The following is a 17,118-nucleotide window of genomic DNA, read 5'->3' as shown; positions in this document are numbered from 1 at the left end:
ATCCTCCGGGCGGGTCGCACGGTCTAGAATAGCGTTTTCGTCAGCGCCGGACCTCGTTGTGATCCGCTTTAACCAGTTCAGTCTTACGCGCGGCACCAAGCCGCTTTTCGATCAGACGTCGTTCACGCTCAATCCCGGCGAAAAGGCCGGGCTCGTCGGCGCGAACGGTGCCGGCAAATCGACCTTGTTCGCCGTGCTGCGCGGCGAGTTGCACGCGGACGCCGGCGACTTTTCGATGCCGCCTTCGTGGCAGATCGCCCACGTCGCGCAGGAAACGCCGGCCGTCGACAAAAGCGCGCTCGACTACACACTGGACGGCGACGCGGCACTGCGCGAGATCGAGGCGCGCATCGCGGCCGCCTCCGCGGCACACGACGGCACGGCCGAGGCCGAAGCCCACGCCGCCTTTGCGGACGCGGACGGCTACACCGCGCCGGCGCGCGCAGAAGCGCTGCTGCTCGGCCTCGGCTTCACGCTGGAACAGACGCGCCAGCCGGTCAGCAGTTTCTCCGGCGGCTGGCGTATGCGTCTGAACCTCGCGCAGGCGCTGATGTGCCGCTCGGACCTGCTGCTGCTCGACGAGCCTACGAACCACCTCGACCTCGACGCCATCGTGTGGCTGGAAGAATGGCTGCATCGCTATCCCGGCACGCTGGTCGTGATCTCGCACGACCGCGAGTTTCTCGATTCGGTCTGCAACGTCACGCTGCACCTCGAGCAACGGCAGATCAAACGGTACGGCGGCAACTATTCGCAGTTCGAGATTCTGCGCGCCCAGCAGCTCGCGTTGCAGCAAAGCGCCTACGAGAAGCAGCAGAAGACCGTGGCGCATCTGCAGAGCTTCATCAACCGCTTCAAGGCGAAGGCGACCAAGGCACGGCAGGCGCAGAGCCGCGTGAAAGCACTGGAAAAGATGGAGCTCATCGCGCCGGCGCATGCCGCTTCGCCGTTCACGTTCGAGTTCCGGCAGCCCGATTCGGCACCGAACCCGATGATGGTGATGGACGGCGTACGCTGCGGCTATCGCGCGGCGGACGGCAGCGAAATTCCCATCGTGGAGGGTGTGACGCTCTCCATCCAGAACGGTCAGCGCATCGGTCTGCTGGGCGCGAACGGTCAGGGCAAGTCGACGCTGATCAAGACGCTGGCCGGCACGCTGCCGCCGCTTGCCGGCGAGTTGCGCACGGGCAAGGGCCTGCAGATCGGCTACTTCGCGCAACATCAGCTCGAAACGCTGCGCCCGGACGACTCGCCGCTCCAGCATCTCGCCCGGCTCGCGCCCGACACGCGGGAACAGGAACTGCGCGACTTCCTCGGCAGCTTCAACTTCGCGGGCGACATGGCGACGGCGCCCATCGCCCCGTTCTCCGGCGGCGAGAAAGCGCGCCTCGCGCTTGCGCTCATCATCTGGCAAAAGCCGAATCTGCTGCTGCTCGACGAACCGACCAACCACCTCGATCTCGAAACGCGTCACGCGCTCACCATGGCACTCGCGCAATTCGAAGGCACGTTGATCGTCGTCTCGCACGATCGCCATCTGCTGCGCGCCACCACCGACGAATTCATGCTCGTCGCGAAGCACCGCCTGCAACCGTTCGATGGCGACCTCGACGACTACCGCAGTTGGCTGCTCGAGCATGCCGCACAGCAACGTGCTGCGCTCAAGGTGAGCGAGGCGCCGCAGGCGTCGGCCGAAAATTCGCAGAACCGCAAAGATCAGCGGCGCCAGGAAGCCGAGACGAGACAGAAGCTGTCGCAACTGAAAAAGCCGTTGCAAACGCGCATCGCGAAGATCGAAAAGGAAATGGACGCGCTGAACGCCGAGAAGACCTCGCTGGATGCGTTCGTCGCCGACCCGGCCAGCTACGAAGCGCAGCACAAGGCCCGGCTGACCGAGGCGATCCGCCGGCAGGGCGAAGTGGCCGGGCAGCTCGAAGCACTGGAAGCGCAATGGCTCGATGCGCACGAGGAACTGGAGCAGATCGGCTAACGGACAACGCGCGCCGGTGGCGGGATCAAACCCGTGGACAATCAGCGTTCGTCAGCCGCCACGCCGCAATATGGACCTCGGCACGCGCGGCGGGCATCCCGGCTGCTGTACCGACGGAGCAAGGCCCGCTGCGCCCGGCACCACGCCCCATCGTCATCGACAAGGAGATTGAGAGTGTCGTCTCCCGCTGTACTGCAAGGCCTGCGCGTGCTCGATCTGACGCGCCTGCTGCCCGGTCCTGTCGCCACGTTACGGCTCGCGGAACTGGGTGCCGACGTGCTGAAGATCGAGGCCCCGGGCGCGGGCGACGACGCGCGCGTGATGATGCAAAGTGCCGCGGACCGGGTAGCGGGTCGCCCCGGCGCGTTCTACCGCATCGTCAATCGCGGCAAGCGGGAAACGCGGCTCGACCTGAAGTCGGAAAGCGGTCGCAACGTGCTCAAGGCACTGGCTCGCGACGCGGACGTGCTCGTGGAAAGTTTTCGCCCCGGCGTGATGGCACGGCTCGGTCTGGGCTACGACACACTGCGCGAGCTGAATCCGAAACTGGTCTATTGCGCCATAACGGGCTACGGTTCGAGCGGTCCGTTCGCCCGTCGCGCGGGCCATGATCTCAACTACGTTTCCTATGCCGGCGTACTGGACCAGCTTGCCTCCACGGACGGCACGCCCGTACTGCCCAATTTCCAGATCGCGGATCTGCTGGGCGGCGCGCTCAGTGCGGTGACGCAGATTCTCGCGGCGCTCTGGCACGTATCGCGCGGCGGCGAAGGCCGTTTCCTCGACGTATCGATGACGCACGCCACCTACGCCCACAACGTCGTCGCGCAAATCGCGCTCGCCAATGACGACGAAGAAGACCAACACGCAGGCCACGGTCTGCTCAATGGCGGAGTGCCCTGCTACAACCTGTATCGAACGCTCGACGGGCGTTGGCTTGCGGTGGGCGCACTGGAGCTGAAGTTCTGGGAAACGCTGTGCGCGGCAATCGATCGGCCGGAATGGGGCACACGGCACTGGAGCCTCGGTCAAGCCGTCGGCGGAACCGATGCCGCCGCGCTCACGCGCGAACTGGCCGGCGTGATTGCCAGCCGAACGCTCAAGGAATGGTCGACGCTGCTGGAGCCGCTGGACTGCTGCGTCTCGCCCGTGCTCACACCAGCGGAAGCGGCGCGGCATCCGCTTTTTACCGGTGCTACATCGGAACAACCGGGAGCAGGAAAGGACGCCGAAGCACGCACGGCAATGCAGTCAGAGAGGGCCGACATGCGCGCCCCGCTCACAGGGCCACAACGGCAAGACAAGTATTGAAGAGGCGTGAAGCGCGGCCCCTGAGCCGGTGCACGCGCTGACACCGCGAGACTGGTCCGCGCGCAGACGTCAGCGCCGTGGCAAGGTCTGCCGAGGTTCGCGCTCGTCGTCGTAGAGCCTATGCTTGCGCCCTTCCACGTGGCGCGCGATGGTGCTTCGCACTTCTGCTGCCGTCGCATGTTCCGCGACGACGCGGCGGGAGATCTGCCCATCGCTGTCGATCCACTCGACGATGCGGCATGCGCCGCCCCAAGGTTGGCGAATCGGGTCGGACACGCGGCAGCCGCGTACCACGACAGCGCAGTCGGCCGCGGATTCATGAGACTGTTTCAAGACACCACCCTTCCCGCTCGAAACGGAATGCAGACCGAATCAAGCATAGGGAAAACACGTGTCTGGTGGGTTACAGCTTCCGAGGCCTCCGTTACAGCCGATTACTGTCGTGAAGCGTGTGCGAGGCGAAGGGTAATATCGGGGAATCAGCCGAAAAGAACCGTGCAGCCGAGCGTCCGTCTGGCCGCGCCTGCCGCAGCGTTATTCGAACTCACGCACGCGGTCGATCGCCTGCTCGATCCGCTCGACCGCGATGACCTGAAGACCGTCGATGGGCTGCTTCGGCGCATTTGCCTTCGGAATGAGCGCGCGCGAAAAACCGAGCTTCGCCGCTTCCTTGAGCCGCTCCTGGCCCCGGGGTGACGGCCGGATCTCGCCGGCCAGCCCCACTTCGCCGAACACGATGAGCCCCTTCGGAAGCGGCTTGTTGCGCATCGACGAATGAATGGCAAGCAACACGGCCAGATCGGCGGCCGGCTCGGTGATCTTCACGCCGCCCACCGCATTGAGAAAGACGTCCTGGTCGAAACACGCAATGCCCGCATGCCGATGCAGCACCGCAAGCAACAGCGCGAGCCGGTTCTGTTCGAGGCCGACCGCGAGCCGCCGCGGATTGGGCACGTGCGCCGTATCCACGAGCGCCTGGATTTCCACGAGCAGCGGCCGCGACCCCTCCTGCGTGACGAGCACACACGAGCCCGGCACGGTCTGCTCATGCTGCGAAAGAAACAGCGCGGAAGGATTGGCGACGCCGCGTAAGCCGCGCTCGGTCATGGCGAACACGCCCAGTTCGTTGACCGCGCCGAAGCGGTTTTTGAACGCGCGTACGAGGCGAAACGACGAATGCGTGTCGCCTTCGAAGTACAACACCGTGTCAACGATGTGCTCGAGCACGCGCGGGCCCGCCAGGTTGCCCTCTTTCGTCACGTGCCCGACCATGATGATCGCGGTGCCCGATTGCTTCGCCACGCGCGTGAGTTGCGCGGCACATTCGCGCACCTGCGCGACCGACCCGGGCGCCGACGAAAGCGCCTCGGAATAGATGGTCTGGATCGAATCGATCACGGCCACGTCCGGCCGTTCGGCTTCGATGACCGCCTGAATTTTTTCGAGCTGGATTTCGGCAAGCAGCTGGAGGTCGCTGGCCTTCGCGCCGGGCTCCAGCAGCGCGAGCCGTTGAGCACGCAGCGCAATCTGCGCGCCGGACTCCTCGCCGCTCACGTACAGCGCGCGCCGCTCGTTCGCAATCTGTGCGAGCGACTGAAGCAGCAGCGTCGACTTGCCGATACCCGGATCGCCGCCGATCAGCACCACGCCACCCGCCACGAGCCCACCACCCAGCACGCGGTCGAACTCGCCCACGCCGGTGGTGAAGCGCGGAACGTCAGAGGCCTCGATGTCGGCGAGCCGTTGTACCGTCGCAGTCTTCGCGAGCGACTGGAAGCGCCGCGCGCCGGCGGGCTCCGCGACGGTTTCCACGAGCGTATTCCACGCGCCGCAGGCGGGACACTGCCCTTGCCACTTCGGCGCCTGCCCGCCGCACTCGGTGCAGGTGTACAGCGTCTTCGGTCGGGCCACGCGTTATTCCGCCCGCACCGGCACGCGCGGCGCGATCGCGCACATCAGCTCGTAGCCGATCGTGCCGCACGCTTGCGCCACGTCGTCGATAGGCAGCGCGTTGCCCCACAGTTCGACGCGCGTGCCCACGTTCGCGTTCGGGCACGGGGTGAGGTCGACGGTGAGCATGTCCATGGAGACGCGGCCCACGGCCCGCGTACGCACGCCGTCCACGATGATCGGCGTGCCTTCCGGCGCGATGCGCGGATAGCCGTCCGCATAACCGCAGGCAACCACGCCGATGCGCATGGTCTCGCGCGCCTTGAAGGTGGAACCGTAGCCCACGGTCTGCCCCTTTGCCACGGTCTGCACAGCGATGAGTTCGGAGGCAAACGTCATGGCCGGCTGCATGCCCGCGCCCTCGATGGCCGCGTTCACGCCCGAGGGCGACGCGCCGTACAGAATGATGCCGGGCCGCACCCAGTCGAAGTGGGCCGCAGGGTGCCAGAGCGTGGCCGCCGAGTTCGCGAGGCTACGCGCACCCGCGATGCCTTCTGCGCCGCGCTCGAACGCTTCCATCTGGTAGCCGATGCCGCGTTCACTGTCGGCGTCGGAGAAATGGGTCATCAACGTGATCTGGCCAATGCCGGCGCAGGCCCGGGCGCGCTCCCATGCCGCACGGAAACGCTCGGGCGTATACCCCAACCGGTTCATGCCGCTATTCATTTTCAGCTGGATATTGACCGGCTTCGACAAACGCGCCATTTCGAGCATGCGCATCTGCTCGTCCGAATGAATGACGGTGGTGAGGCTATAGCGGTCGATGACGTCGATGTCCGTCGGACGAAAGAAGCCTTCGAGCAACAAAATGGGCCCGGCCCAGCCGAGTTCACGCAACTTCACCGCTTCTTCGAGGTCGAGCAATCCAAATCCGTCGGTTGCACGCAGCCCCGGGAACGCGCGGGCGAGGCCGTGGCCGTAGGCATTGGCTTTCACGACAGCCCAGATTTTCGACTTGGGCGCGCTGCGGCGCACGACTGCGAGATTGTTGGCGAGAGCGGCGGTGTGAATCGTGGCTGAGAGGGGACGCGGCATGGGAAGTTTTCGTAAAGACGCTTTCAAATCAGGAGCTTACAATGCGTTTTCAGCGCCTGGAAGTCCGCCGGATGGTGCGGCTGAGGTATCTGCTAGTCCGAATGCCGCTATTTTCGTGATATAAAGCCGTGCGCACAACCCATTTCGATCGTAATAAGCCCGGATGCCTTACAGCCGTCCGGGGCGGCCGGACGGCAGAGAGGACAGCATCGCATCATCAGATGAGAAAAGGCTTTTACACCATCATGGCCGCGCAGTTTTTTTCTTCGCTGGCCGACAACGCGCTTCTGATCGCTGCCATCGCTCTGCTCAAAGATCTCCACGCTCCGAACTGGATGACGCCGCTCCTGAAGCTGTTCTTCGTGCTGTCATACGTCGTTCTTGCTGCGTTCGTGGGCGCGTTTGCCGATTCCCGGCCCAAGGGCCGCGTCATGTTCATCACCAACACCATCAAGGTGGTGGGCTGCCTCATGATGCTGTTCGGCACGCATCCCCTCTTCGCCTATGGCGTGGTGGGCTTCGGCGCGGCGGCGTACTCGCCGGCCAAATACGGCATCCTCACCGAACTGCTGCCGCCTGACCGGCTCGTCGCCGCGAACGGCTGGATCGAAGGCACCACGGTCGGCTCCATCATTCTCGGCACCGTGCTGGGCGGCGCGTTGATCAGTCCGCACATCGCCTCGCACGTCATCCACTACACGCCGCCGTCCATCAACACGCCCGCTGAGGCGGCGATGTTCGTGATCATGTCGATCTACGTCGTCGCGGCTCTTTTCAATCTGCGCATCCCCGACACCGGCGCCCGCTATCCGAAACAGGAGCGCGGCCCCATCAAGCTCGTCACCGATTTCGCGGACTGCTTCCTCGTTCTCTGGCGCGACAAGCTGGGCCAGATCTCGCTTGCCGTCACCACGCTCTTCTGGGGCGCGGGCGCCACGCTGCAATTCATCGTGCTCAAATGGGCCGAGGTCTCGCTCGGCATGTCGCTCTCCGAAGGGGCCCTTCTACAAGCCGTGGTCGCGGTCGGCGTGGCGGCCGGCGCAATGATCGCCGCGGCACGCATTCCGCTCAAGAAGTCGCTGTCGGTGCTGCCTGTGGGCATCATCATGGGTATCGCGGTCATGCTGATGGCGTTCTACACCCGCGACTTCTTTCCGCCGCACTGGAACATCTCCGTCGGGCGACTGCACCTGCCCGTGTATCTGCTGATCGCCTATGTGTTCCTGATGTTCGTGGGCAGCCTCTCGGGCTTTTTCGTGGTGCCGATGAACGCACTGCTCCAACATCGCGGTCACGTGCTGCTGTCGGCGGGCCATTCGATCGCGGTGCAGAACTTCAACGAAAACCTCTCCGTGCTCGTGATGCTGTGCCTCTATGCCGTGCTCGTCTGGCTCGACGTGCCCGTGGCGCTCGTCATCGTGCTGTTCGGCACCTTCGTGTGCCTGATGATGTGGCTCGTCATGAAACGCCATCAGGCGAATCAGCGCGCGTTCGATTCGGTCGCGCTCATCGGCGAAGTGAAGCACTGATCGGGCGTCGCAACGCCCTCCCGCTGTCATGACTCATCCCATTCCCAACGTGCTCACCATCGCCGGCTCCGACTCCGGCGGCGGGGCGGGCATTCAGGCCGACCTGAAAACCTTCTCCGCGCTCGGCGCCTACGGAGCAAGCGTAATTACGGCGCTCACCGCGCAGAACACGCGCGGCGTGACGGGCGTGCACGCGCCGGAGCCGGCGTTCGTAACGGCCCAGCTCGACGCGGTGTTCGACGACATCCGCATCGACGCGGTCAAGATCGGCATGCTGGCGAACGCGGCTATCGTGCACGCGGTCGCCGCGGCGCTGACACGCTACCGTCCGCCGTGCATCGTGCTCGACACGGTGATGATCTCGAAGAGCAATCACGCCTTGCTCGCAGCCGACGCGGTCGCCGCATTGCGCGACGAACTGCTGCCGCTCGCCGACGTGGTCACGCCCAACCTGCCTGAGGCCGCGGCGCTGCTCAGCGAAGCGACAGCGACCAACGAAGCCGGCATGGTGCGCCAGGGCGAAGCGCTGCGAAAGCTGGGCGCGCGCGCCGTGCTGGTGAAGGGCGGGCATCTTGGCACAGACGAGAGCCCCGACTGGTTGGTGCAGGAGAGCGGCACGCTACGCCTGGGCGGTGCACGCGTTCCGGTCAGGAACACGCACGGAACGGGCTGCACACTTTCATCGGCGATTGCCGCGCTCGCGCCGCAGCGCGACAGCCTCGCCGCAGCGGTGGCCGATGCCAAGCAATACCTGACGGGCGCCATCGAAGCGAGCAGCCGGCTCGACGTCGGCCACGGCGTGGGCCCCGTTCATCACTTCTATCGCTGGTGGTGACGCGCGAATGCCTGCGCGTGCCGCGGCCAGTCGTCCGGAACGATGAAGCCGCGCGAGCGCTCGGTGCAGGCGCCGCTCGCATCGCGCGCGAACGCGGCCACCATCGCCGGTCCTGATCCATCTTCAAGCTGTTCGGCCAGCGTATAGGCGTCGACGAGCGGTACCTGCCCTTCGTCGTCACGATACCGGCGCGGCGCCAGCCATTCGAGCCGGGACAGCCTGCGCCAGACCATGGCGTGGTCCGACGCGAAGCGAGGCCAGTCGCCGCGGGTCGTCCACCAGCCGCGCGCGTGATCGGGCGCGAGTTCAGGGGCAAGCGGCTCCGCGTTGCGCGCAGCAGCTTCGTCGGGCAGGTTCTCCGCCCGATAAAACAACCACCCTTTGACGAACATCCGCGCTTCCCACGGCCCGCGATGTCCGAGCGTTGCAAACTCCTCGCGCCCGCTGAGCGGCAACTGATGACCGAGCAGATGCGACAGCTTGAGGTCGAAGCGATCCTGCAGATTCGGGCCGACGTAGTCCGCGAGGCGCGCGCGCCCGTCGCCCGCCTGCAGGTAGCACTTCACGGCCAGTTCCCAATGCCGGCGACGGCCGCTGTGGGTTTCCACGAGAAAATCGCATTCGCCGAGCGTGACGCCCGCGCGGCGCAGCGCGACGTTCGCCGCCACGAGCCGCGCTGCGGGACCATGCTGCAGAAACCAGCCGAGCAGGCATTCGGCATAGCGGCCAAGCCGCGTCACGCGCGCTGCCGCGATGGCGCTGTGCAGCGCGAGCGCGTCGCGATCCAGAGCAACGAGCCAGTCGATGGTGTCCGCCCGCTCGCTCGCCGATTCGAATGGATCGGCGAGCAGATCGGCTGGCGGCTGTGCCCGCAACAGGCCGGGGCTGAAAAGCAGCCACGCGAGGTCTCGCACGGCGGTGTCGCGCAGCGAATCGAGACGGGCATCCTGGCTGACGTGTTCGGGCTGCGGTGACTGCGCGTCCGGAACGATGTCCGGCGACATGTCGGGTGCGACGTCGGCCGGTTGTTCGGTTGTCGGTTCGGTTGTCGGTTCGGTTGTCGGTTCGGGCTGCGATGCCGAGTACGGCCCGAGGTGCGGATCGGCGTGCGACCGGGCCCGCGATGCCGGCTCATCGGGCACGGCGGCACCGCACTCGCCCGGCGCGCCTTTCTTCATCCTTCGCCGCCGGCGCCCTTGCGCCACGTATCGCGTGCGAGGCAAAGGTCGGTCCACGCCTTCGCCTTGTCGTGGAGACTGCGCAGCAAGTAGGCGGGGTGATACGTGACGATCACCGGTACGCCCTCGTACTCGTGCACGCGCCCGCGCAGCGACGAAATGCTGGCGTCGGTCTTGAGCAGGCTCTGCGCGGCAAAGCGGCCGAGCGCGACGATGATCTTCGGCTTCACGAGCGCGACCTGGCGCTGCAGATAAGGCTCGCAGCGCGCCACTTCGTCGGGCTCCGGATTGCGGTTGCCGGGCGGACGGCACTTGATGACGTTCGCGATGTAGACGTTGTTGCCCCGTGCGAGCGTCAGCGCGCGCAGCATGTTGTCGAGCAGCTTGCCCGCCTGGCCGACGAACGGCTCGCCCTGGCGGTCTTCATTCTCGCCGGGCGCCTCGCCCACCAGCATCCATTCGGCCTCGCGGTCGCCCACGCCGAACACCGTGTTGGTGCGCTTCTCGCAGAGGCGGCAGCGCTGGCACCCCGCCACGCGTGCGGCGAGCGCGTCCCAGTCGAGCGTCGCGACGGATGGCTCACCGGGCGTGTCCTGAGCCATCGGGGCTTGCCGCTCCGGCACGGGCGACGGGGCGTCGAACCAGGCAAAGTCGTCCTCTGCGGGTGGCGGCTCGTCGACGAGGCGGGCAGCGGTTGCCGACGGCTGAACCGCCGTATCGGCGTTTGGCATTCCGGAGGCCGTGGCTGTCGGGGTGTCGGCAACCGCCGTAGCGCGGCCCGACGTTCCAGCGGCCATCGACGGCACAGCGACTGCCGCGGCGGTGACGTCCGAAGCCGACTCTTCGCCCCGTGTCACTGACGCCGCGGCTCGAGGCTCGGCCGCCGCATCCCGCTCTCGCGTCGTTGCGAGCGCCTCGTCCGCGCCGGATTGGTCGCTCACGTCGGCAGAACGCTGGCCTTCCGCACCTCGGCGCACCCACACGGGCGCCAGGCCCATCTCTTCCAGCACGGTCTCACGGAGCGTCATGCACGCCCTCCTCTGCAAACGAAAAACGCATCACGATCGCGTCCTCCCGGCTGCGATGACGCGCCGGGTAGTAGTTCTTGCGCCGGCCGATCGACTTGAACCCGAAACGCTCGTAAAGCCGGATCGCCCGATGGTTCGACGGCCGCACCTCGAGCAGCAGCCCTTCGAGACGCTGGTTGCGCGCCATGCGCACCGCCTCGCGCAGCAGCGCGAGCCCAGCGCCCGCGCCCTGCGCGCTCGGCGCCACGCAGAGGTTGAGCACGTGCATTTCGTCGACCACCGGCATCAGCACGCAGTAGCCGAGCAGCGTGCCCGTCACGTGCCGCATGCAGATGCCGAAGTAGCCGTTGCGCAGCGAGTCCTCGAAATTGCCGCGCGTCCAGGGAAATTCGTAGGCGACCTTCTCGATGGATACCACTTCGTCGAGATCGCTTTCGGTCATCGGCGACAGATAGCGATCGGCCAGCAACACGCCACTCATTGCGCGCCCTCGGGACTACCGTGCGTCTCGCGAGAGGCCAGCGTGCCCGCGTGCGTTGTCGCCTTGGCCGCGAGCCGCTCGGCCACCGTTTGCGCCACCTTGTTGCGCACGTACTCGGGCGCGGCTTGATCGGGCCGCACGGTACGGCCGGCACGCAAGGCACGCAGCGCCGTGACCGCCACTGCGCGGGCATGAGGCACAGCCTCGCCGTTCACGTGCTGGGCGTGAGCCGCCGCAGGCAAGCGCTCGCCGAACGCCGCCGCGGCATTGCCGGCCAGCGTGAACGGCTCGTCGGGAATCACGAGTTGCGCGGGAGCGTCCAGCGACGCCGACTGGATCGTGCGCCATTCCTGCTGCGCGTCGTCCCACGCGAAGTCGGCCCAATAGACCTCGTCCATGCGTGCATCGAGCGCCGCGAGCACCCGCGTGGCGGATGGGTCGGCAAGCCGCGCCGCTTCGGCGCAGGCAACGAGTGTGCTGACCGGCACGACCGGCACGCCGAGCCCGAATGCCAGCCCTTGTGCAACGCCCGTCGCCGTGCGCAGACCGGTGAACGAGCCCGGTCCGGCGCCGAACGCGATGGCGTCGCAATCGGTCAGCCCGAAGCCCGCTTCGTCGAACAGTTCGCGAACGGCGGGCAGAAGACGTGTGCTGGACACCGCGCCCGTGGCCTCGTGGCGCGTCCAGATGCGCAGCGCGTCCTGGGCGTCCGGGGCGGAGCTGCCGGACGTATTGCCGGCGGAGCAAAGCAAGGCGACCGAGCAGAATTCGGTCGACGTATCGATGGCAAGCAGCACAGTTTGAGTCATGCCCGCTATTGTAATGCCCCGCTCTTGCCCTGGCCGGCGGCGGCCAGCCCGCCCGCCGTTTGGAAGAGTTGCTCCAGCGTCATGGCCGGCGCCGCTGTTACCATCGACGGCCATTCCCGCCACTGCCATGGAGAAAACGATGAGCGATGTCGATGCACTGTTCGCACAGGCCCAGGAAGACGTGAAACAGCTGCCCGAGCGCCCCGGCAATCTGACGCTGCTGCGTCTTTACGCGCTCTTCAAGCAGGCAACCGAAGGCGACGTGCACGGCGACAAGCCGGGTTTCGCCGACATCGTCGGCAAGTACAAGCACGATGCCTGGGCCGCGCTCAAAGGTACCCCGCAGGAAACGGCGCGCCAGCAGTACGTGGAGCTCGTGGAGTCCCTGAAAAACGGCACGGCTTCCTGACGCCCGGGGGGCGGCGGGACGAAAAACCGAAATCGATGTGGCGCGGCGCAACAAATCTCTTTATAATGCCAGCTGCGTTTTGCCTTGGCCTCGGTGCAAACCGGTTTCGCGGCACAGCGCTTCGTAGCGTTATGCTCCAATCCAGTTTAGAACCTGTCCCCCTCTGCCTTGGCCCTGTTCGGGGCCGTCAAAGATCAGGCTGGCGGCATACCATCCGGTGCGCCGCATCCGAAACAGCTTCTAACTAGAAACTCGCTCACGGTTGCGAGTTGCCCCCGTTTTTCGATTTGCTCGCGGCTTCATGCCCGCTGAATCCGACGACCAGGGTTGTGTCGATTGGCGCCGACGTTCCATTTCCTGCGTTCCAAGGATTTACATGACTTCGAGTAACACCCCCAGCCCGCTGACCGCCCTCGCCAACGACGTCTTCGGTGACAACGAACAGCAGGCCGCTCCCGCGCACGACGCCGCCGCCGCTGTCACGCCGGAAGGCCCGTCGTTCGCGTCGCTCGGCCTCTCGCCCGAAATCGTTTCGGCGCTCACCGCGGCGGGCTACAAGGTACCCACGCCCGTGCAGCAGCGTGCCATTCCGGCCGCCATCGCGGGCCGCGACCTGCTCGTTTCGAGCCCGACCGGCTCCGGCAAGACCGCGGCCTTCATGCTGCCCGCCATCGAGCGCTTCGCCCAACTGCAAAAGACGCAAGCCAGCCAGCCGCGCGAACCCCGTTCGGGCGACGCGCAAGGCGAGCGCCGTGGCCGCCGTCCGCAGCCGGTCGCGCGCCCTGGACTCCTCGTGCTCACGCCCACCCGCGAGCTCGCCATGCAGGTGACCACCGCCGCATCGACCTACGGCAAGCATCTGCGCCGCCTGCGCACGCTCAGCATTCTGGGCGGCGTCGCATATGGCCAGCAGTTGATGCTGCTCGCGAAGAACCCTGAGATTCTCGTCGCGACGCCGGGCCGTCTGCTCGACCATCTCGAGCGCGGTCGCATCGACCTGTCCGAACTCCAGATGCTGGTGCTCGACGAAGCCGACCGCATGCTCGACATGGGCTTCATCGACGACATCGAAACGATCGTGGCCGCCACGCCGGCCACGCGTCAGACCATGCTTTTTTCGGCCACGCTGGACGGCAAGATCGGTTCGCTCACGAGCCGCCTGCTGAAGGATCCGGAGCGTATCGAGATCGTGCAGCGCCTCGAGTCGCGTGCGAACATCGCGCAGACGGTGCACTACGTCGACGACCGCGACCATAAGAACCGTCTGCTCGACCATCTGCTGCGCGACACCGGCCTCGACCAGGCCATCGTGTTCACGGCAACCAAGATGGACGCCGACCAGCTTGCCGGTCGCCTCGCCGACGCCGGTTTCGAAACGGCCGCGCTGCACGGCGACCTGCCCCAGGGCGCACGTAACCGCACCATCCGCGCGCTGCGCGAGCGCCGCGTTCGCGTGCTGGTTGCAACCGACGTGGCTGCGCGCGGCATCGACATCCCCGGCATCACGCACGTGTTCAACTACGATCTGCCCAAGTTCGCCGAAGACTACGTGCACCGCATCGGCCGTACCGGTCGTGCGGGCCGCTCGGGCATCGCGGTAAGCCTCGTCCATCACGCCGAGCAAGGCGCGCTCAAGCGCATCGAGCGCTTTGTGCACACCACGTTGCCCGTCAACGTGGTCGAGGGCTTCGAGCCTCGCAAGACGGCGCCCGCCAATCGCGGCTTCGGTCGCGGCCGTCCGGGTGGCGGCAACGGCGGTCGCCGCTTCGGTAATGGCGGCAAGCCGGGCGGCGGCTACGGCCAGGGCGGTCAACGTACGGGGGGCTGGGCCAACAAGTCCGCGGACGGTGCTTCGCGCGGTGGTTACGGCGCGCCGAGCGGCGGCCAGTCGCGCGACGGCTATGGCGCCCGTGATGGCCGCCCCGGCGGTCAGCGCAGCGGTTCCGGCGACTCCCGCGGCTTCGGCGGCGGCTCCCGCGAAGGCTACGGCCGCTCGCGCGAAGGCGGCTACAGCGGCCGCCGTCAGGACGGATCGCGCACTTCGCGTCGCGACGACTAACCTGCGCGCATCGCGAACGCGATGCGCCTGATTGCCTTCCCAGCGGCTTCTTCTGCCGCAGCGAAAGCGCTGAAGACCGGTGCCCAGGCACCGGTCTTTTTTTATGTCCGCCTGAATTTCACGATATGAAAAAATCTTTTGAGTCGTAAAATTTCGTGCTGCGTGGCACAAGCTGTTGCGTTCCAGGATGGAAAACGACATTTCTCATCACGAAATCAACACATCAAGCCATTGATTTAAAACAAAAATAAATTCCTATAAAACCTGACTTACGGCCTGTTGCACCTGCCCGGTTTTGCCTAGACTCTTATATAAGACTTCGCGAAACGAGTCGACCCAATTCCTCCAGGAACCCGTCGTTTCGCGAAGACAGCCAGTCCATCGATTCACTTCAAGGCACTCAAAGGAGAGCACATCATGACCACGACGCGTCAACAACAGGCTCAGGAACTGCAACAGCAATGGGAAACCGATCCGCGCTGGAAAGGCATCAAGCGCGGCTACAGCGCCGAGGACGTCGTGCGCCTGCGCGGCTCGCTGCAAGTCGAGCACACGCTCGCGAAGCGCGGCGCAGAAAAGCTGTGGCAGCTCGTGAACAACGAGCCGTTCGTGAACGCGCTCGGCGCCCTCACCGGCAACCAGGCCATGCAGCAGGTCAAGGCCGGCCTCAAGGCGATCTACCTCTCGGGCTGGCAAGTCGCGGGCGACGCCAACGTGGCCGGTGAAATGTACCCCGACCAGTCGCTGTACCCCGCGAACTCGGTGCCGCTCGTCGTGAAGCGCATCAACAATACGCTCACGCGCGCCGACCAGATCCAGTGGTCCGAAGGCAAGAACGAAGGCGACGAAGGCTACGTCGACTTCTTCGCGCCCATCGTGGCCGACGCCGAAGCCGGCTTCGGCGGCGTGCTCAACGCATTCGAACTGATGAAGGCCATGATCGAGGCCGGCGCCGCGGGCGTGCACTTCGAAGACCAGCTCGCCTCCGTCAAGAAGTGCGGCCACATGGGCGGCAAGGTGCTCGTGCCGACCCGCGAAAACGTCGCCAAGCTCGTCGCCGCGCGCCTCGCCGCCGACGTCTGCGGCACGCCGACTGTGCTCGTCGCGCGTACCGACGCAGAAGCCGCCGACCTCATCACGTCCGACGTCGACGACAACGACAAGCCGTTCCTCACGGGCGAGCGCACGGTGGAAGGCTTCTTCCGCACGAAGCCGGGCCTCGAGCAAGCCGTGTCGCGCGGCCTCGCCTACGCGCCGTATGCCGACCTGATCTGGTGCGAAACGGGCAAGCCGGATCTCGAGTACGCGAAGAAGTTCGCCGAGGCGATCCACAAGCAGTTCCCGGGCAAGCTGCTCTCCTACAACTGCTCGCCGTCGTTCAACTGGAAGAAGAACCTCGACGACGCAACGATCGCGAAGTTCCAGAAGGAGCTGGGCGCGATGGGCTACAAGTTCCAGTTCATCACGCTCGCCGGCTTCCACGCGCTCAACTACTCGATGTTCAATCTCGCGCACGGCTACGCACGCCAGCAGATGAGCGCGTTCGTCGAGCTCCAGCAGGCCGAGTTCGCCGCCGCCGAGAAGGGCTTCACCGCGGTCAAGCACCAGCGCGAGGTCGGCACGGGCTACTTCGACGCCGTCACCCAGACGGTGGAGCGCGACGCTTCCACCACGGCGCTGCATGGTTCGACCGAAGACGAGCAGTTCTTCGACAAGAAGGTCGCCTGATCCAATGGGTTGCCGGTCCGGGGCAGGTCCCCGGCACCGAATCGTGCCGGCTTCAAAAACAAATCAGGGAGGAGGCGCGGCGGGTGGGTACTCAGGTACCGCCCGCCGCCACACCAGGCTGCGCGACGGGGTGCGCGCCTTGGCAGACGCGATATGGTCGACCCCATACGTCGGACTGCGAGCCTGGAAAAAACGCCAACGCGGCACAACCGCGGCAGCACACAAAAGAACGGAACGCGCCGGACCCCCGGCGCGATTTCGCTGCGAGCCGCGTTGCCCCACGGCCTCGCTTGTCGCTATCGATACACGATCACAGGAATCTTCGTATGGGTCAGCACGCGCTGCGTCTCGCTGCCGATCAGCAGGCTGCCCAGGCCGCGCCGTCCGTGCGAGGCCATGAAGATCACATCGCAACCGCCCTGCTCCGCCGCTTCGATGATGCCGAGATACGGTGACGGGTGCACGCTCGTCTGGCAGTCGCAGACCACGCCCGCGCTGCGCGCGGCTTCCTCGACCTCCTGCAGATGCATCTGCGCCTCACGTTCGCTGCGTTGCTGGAAGTCGACAGGCGGTTCGATCACGACTTCGGAAAACGGCGAGTACGGATATTGCGGCAGACACGCGTACGCCGTTACGCGCGCGCCCACGGCGCGGGCCAGATCGATGGCGCCGTCGATCGCCTTCTTCGACAGTTCCGATCCATCGGTTGGAACCAGGATGTGCTTGAACATGGCGCCCTCCGTTGCGGGCAGCGGCGCGATCTGCACGGCGCCGGG

15 protein-coding genes are annotated in these 17,118 nt (G+C 65.9%); 7 read left to right on the top strand and 8 right to left on the bottom strand.

Annotated elements, in window-relative coordinates; genetic code table 11:
- Positions 1–58: 58 nt before the first annotated feature.
- Positions 59–1,990 (top strand): ATP-binding cassette domain-containing protein, encoded by a 1,932-nt coding sequence (locus U0042_RS09105; RefSeq protein ID WP_114810664.1) that lies wholly within the window; start codon positions 59–61, stop codon positions 1,988–1,990.
- A gap of 174 nt (positions 1,991–2,164) precedes the next feature.
- Positions 2,165–3,301, top strand: a complete 1,137-nt coding sequence (locus tag U0042_RS09100; RefSeq protein ID WP_232833340.1) for a CaiB/BaiF CoA transferase family protein — start codon at positions 2,165–2,167, stop codon at positions 3,299–3,301.
- A gap of 69 nt (positions 3,302–3,370) precedes the next feature.
- Here the strand turns inward: U0042_RS09100 and U0042_RS09095 are convergent, their stop codons facing one another.
- The 3 genes from U0042_RS09095 to alr form a co-directional block, all read right to left on the bottom strand.
- Entirely contained in the window at positions 3,371–3,634 is a 264-nt protein-coding gene (locus U0042_RS09095; RefSeq protein ID WP_114810663.1) for a DUF2866 domain-containing protein, read from the bottom strand.
- Between the two features lie 201 nt (positions 3,635–3,835).
- Positions 3,836–5,212, bottom strand: a complete 1,377-nt coding sequence (gene radA / locus U0042_RS09090) for a DNA repair protein RadA (RefSeq protein WP_114810662.1) — start codon at positions 5,210–5,212, stop codon at positions 3,836–3,838.
- Positions 5,213–5,215: 3 nt separating this feature from the next.
- Positions 5,216–6,286 (bottom strand): alanine racemase, encoded by a 1,071-nt coding sequence (gene alr, locus U0042_RS09085; RefSeq protein ID WP_114810661.1) that lies wholly within the window; start codon positions 6,284–6,286, stop codon positions 5,216–5,218.
- Positions 6,287–6,507: 221 nt separating this feature from the next.
- Between alr and lplT the strand changes: the two genes are divergently transcribed.
- Together lplT and thiD are read left to right on the top strand one after the other, a co-directional pair.
- Positions 6,508–7,815: a lysophospholipid transporter LplT gene (lplT, locus tag U0042_RS09080; RefSeq protein ID WP_114810660.1), complete on the top strand. Its 1,308-nt coding sequence runs from the start codon at positions 6,508–6,510 to the stop codon at positions 7,813–7,815.
- Positions 7,816–7,843: 28 nt separating this feature from the next.
- Complete coding sequence (gene thiD / locus U0042_RS09075; protein ID WP_114810659.1) at positions 7,844–8,650, top strand: bifunctional hydroxymethylpyrimidine kinase/phosphomethylpyrimidine kinase; 807 nt, start codon at positions 7,844–7,846, stop codon at positions 8,648–8,650.
- On the opposite strand, the gene U0042_RS09070 is transcribed toward thiD, so the two are convergent.
- The 4 genes from U0042_RS09070 to tsaB all read right to left on the bottom strand — a co-directional run bounded on the left by U0042_RS09070 (position 8,635) and on the right by tsaB (position 12,146).
- Complete coding sequence (locus tag U0042_RS09070; RefSeq protein WP_114810727.1) at positions 8,635–9,654, bottom strand: DUF1853 family protein; 1,020 nt, start codon at positions 9,652–9,654, stop codon at positions 8,635–8,637. The two genes, thiD and U0042_RS09070, sit on opposite strands and share 16 nt — an antisense overlap.
- A gap of 170 nt (positions 9,655–9,824) precedes the next feature.
- Complete coding sequence (locus U0042_RS09065; RefSeq protein ID WP_114810658.1) at positions 9,825–10,856, bottom strand: uracil-DNA glycosylase; 1,032 nt, start codon at positions 10,854–10,856, stop codon at positions 9,825–9,827.
- Entirely contained in the window at positions 10,843–11,337 is a 495-nt protein-coding gene (rimI, locus tag U0042_RS09060; protein ID WP_114810657.1) for a ribosomal protein S18-alanine N-acetyltransferase, read from the bottom strand. The genes U0042_RS09065 and rimI overlap by 14 nt, the downstream gene beginning before the upstream one ends.
- Positions 11,334–12,146 carry a tRNA (adenosine(37)-N6)-threonylcarbamoyltransferase complex dimerization subunit type 1 TsaB gene (gene tsaB, locus U0042_RS09055; protein ID WP_114810656.1) on the bottom strand — a complete coding sequence of 271 codons (813 nt, stop codon included), beginning with the start codon at positions 12,144–12,146 and terminating at the stop codon, positions 11,334–11,336. Before tsaB ends, rimI begins: the two co-directional genes overlap by 4 nt.
- Before the next feature lie 139 nt (positions 12,147–12,285).
- Between tsaB and U0042_RS09050 the strand changes: the two genes are divergently transcribed.
- From U0042_RS09050 to aceA, 3 genes are all read left to right on the top strand, one after another.
- A complete protein-coding gene (locus tag U0042_RS09050) occupies positions 12,286–12,555 on the top strand; it encodes an acyl-CoA-binding protein (RefSeq protein ID WP_017778111.1) in 270 nt (89 codons plus the stop codon).
- 376 nt (positions 12,556–12,931) lie between these two features.
- Positions 12,932–14,614, top strand: coding sequence for a DEAD/DEAH box helicase (locus U0042_RS09045; RefSeq protein WP_114810655.1), 1,683 nt, complete (start codon positions 12,932–12,934; stop codon positions 14,612–14,614).
- 417 nt (positions 14,615–15,031) lie between these two features.
- On the top strand, positions 15,032–16,342 hold the full coding sequence (gene aceA / locus U0042_RS09040) for an isocitrate lyase (RefSeq protein ID WP_114810654.1): 1,311 nt from the start codon (positions 15,032–15,034) through the stop codon (positions 16,340–16,342).
- A 296-nt stretch (positions 16,343–16,638) separates the two neighbouring features.
- Here aceA and U0042_RS09035 read toward each other — a convergent pair whose 3' ends face one another.
- On the bottom strand, positions 16,639–17,073 hold the full coding sequence (locus U0042_RS09035) for a universal stress protein (RefSeq protein WP_114810726.1): 435 nt from the start codon (positions 17,071–17,073) through the stop codon (positions 16,639–16,641).
- Between the last annotated feature and the right edge of the window lie 45 nt (positions 17,074–17,118).

The sequence above is a fragment of the Paraburkholderia kururiensis genome, assembly GCF_034424375.1.
In the GTDB taxonomy this organism is placed as follows: domain Bacteria; phylum Pseudomonadota; class Gammaproteobacteria; order Burkholderiales; family Burkholderiaceae; genus Paraburkholderia; species Paraburkholderia kururiensis_A.
The sequence above is the reverse complement of the archived record's forward strand: the minus strand, read 5'-3'. Positions and strand labels throughout refer to the sequence as shown.

Bases quoted from the DNA above. Each gene is read 5' to 3' on its own strand.
- alr (WP_114810661.1), bottom strand. From the start codon at position 6,286: ATGCCGCGTCCCCTCTCAGCCACGATTCACACCGCCGCTCTCGCCAAC.
- lplT (WP_114810660.1), top strand. From the start codon at position 6,508: ATGAGAAAAGGCTTTTACACCATCATGGCCGCGCAGTTTTTTTCTTCG.
- thiD (WP_114810659.1), top strand. From the start codon at position 7,844: ATGACTCATCCCATTCCCAACGTGCTCACCATCGCCGGCTCCGACTCC.
- U0042_RS09070 (WP_114810727.1), bottom strand. From the start codon at position 9,654: ATGTCGCCGGACATCGTTCCGGACGCGCAGTCACCGCAGCCCGAACAC.
- U0042_RS09065 (WP_114810658.1), bottom strand. From the start codon at position 10,856: ATGACGCTCCGTGAGACCGTGCTGGAAGAGATGGGCCTGGCGCCCGTG.
- rimI (WP_114810657.1), bottom strand. From the start codon at position 11,337: ATGAGTGGCGTGTTGCTGGCCGATCGCTATCTGTCGCCGATGACCGAA.
- tsaB (WP_114810656.1), bottom strand. From the start codon at position 12,146: ATGACTCAAACTGTGCTGCTTGCCATCGATACGTCGACCGAATTCTGC.
- U0042_RS09050 (WP_017778111.1), top strand. From the start codon at position 12,286: ATGAGCGATGTCGATGCACTGTTCGCACAGGCCCAGGAAGACGTGAAA.
- U0042_RS09045 (WP_114810655.1), top strand. From the start codon at position 12,932: ATGACTTCGAGTAACACCCCCAGCCCGCTGACCGCCCTCGCCAACGAC.
- aceA (WP_114810654.1), top strand. From the start codon at position 15,032: ATGACCACGACGCGTCAACAACAGGCTCAGGAACTGCAACAGCAATGG.
- U0042_RS09035 (WP_114810726.1), bottom strand. From the start codon at position 17,073: ATGTTCAAGCACATCCTGGTTCCAACCGATGGATCGGAACTGTCGAAG.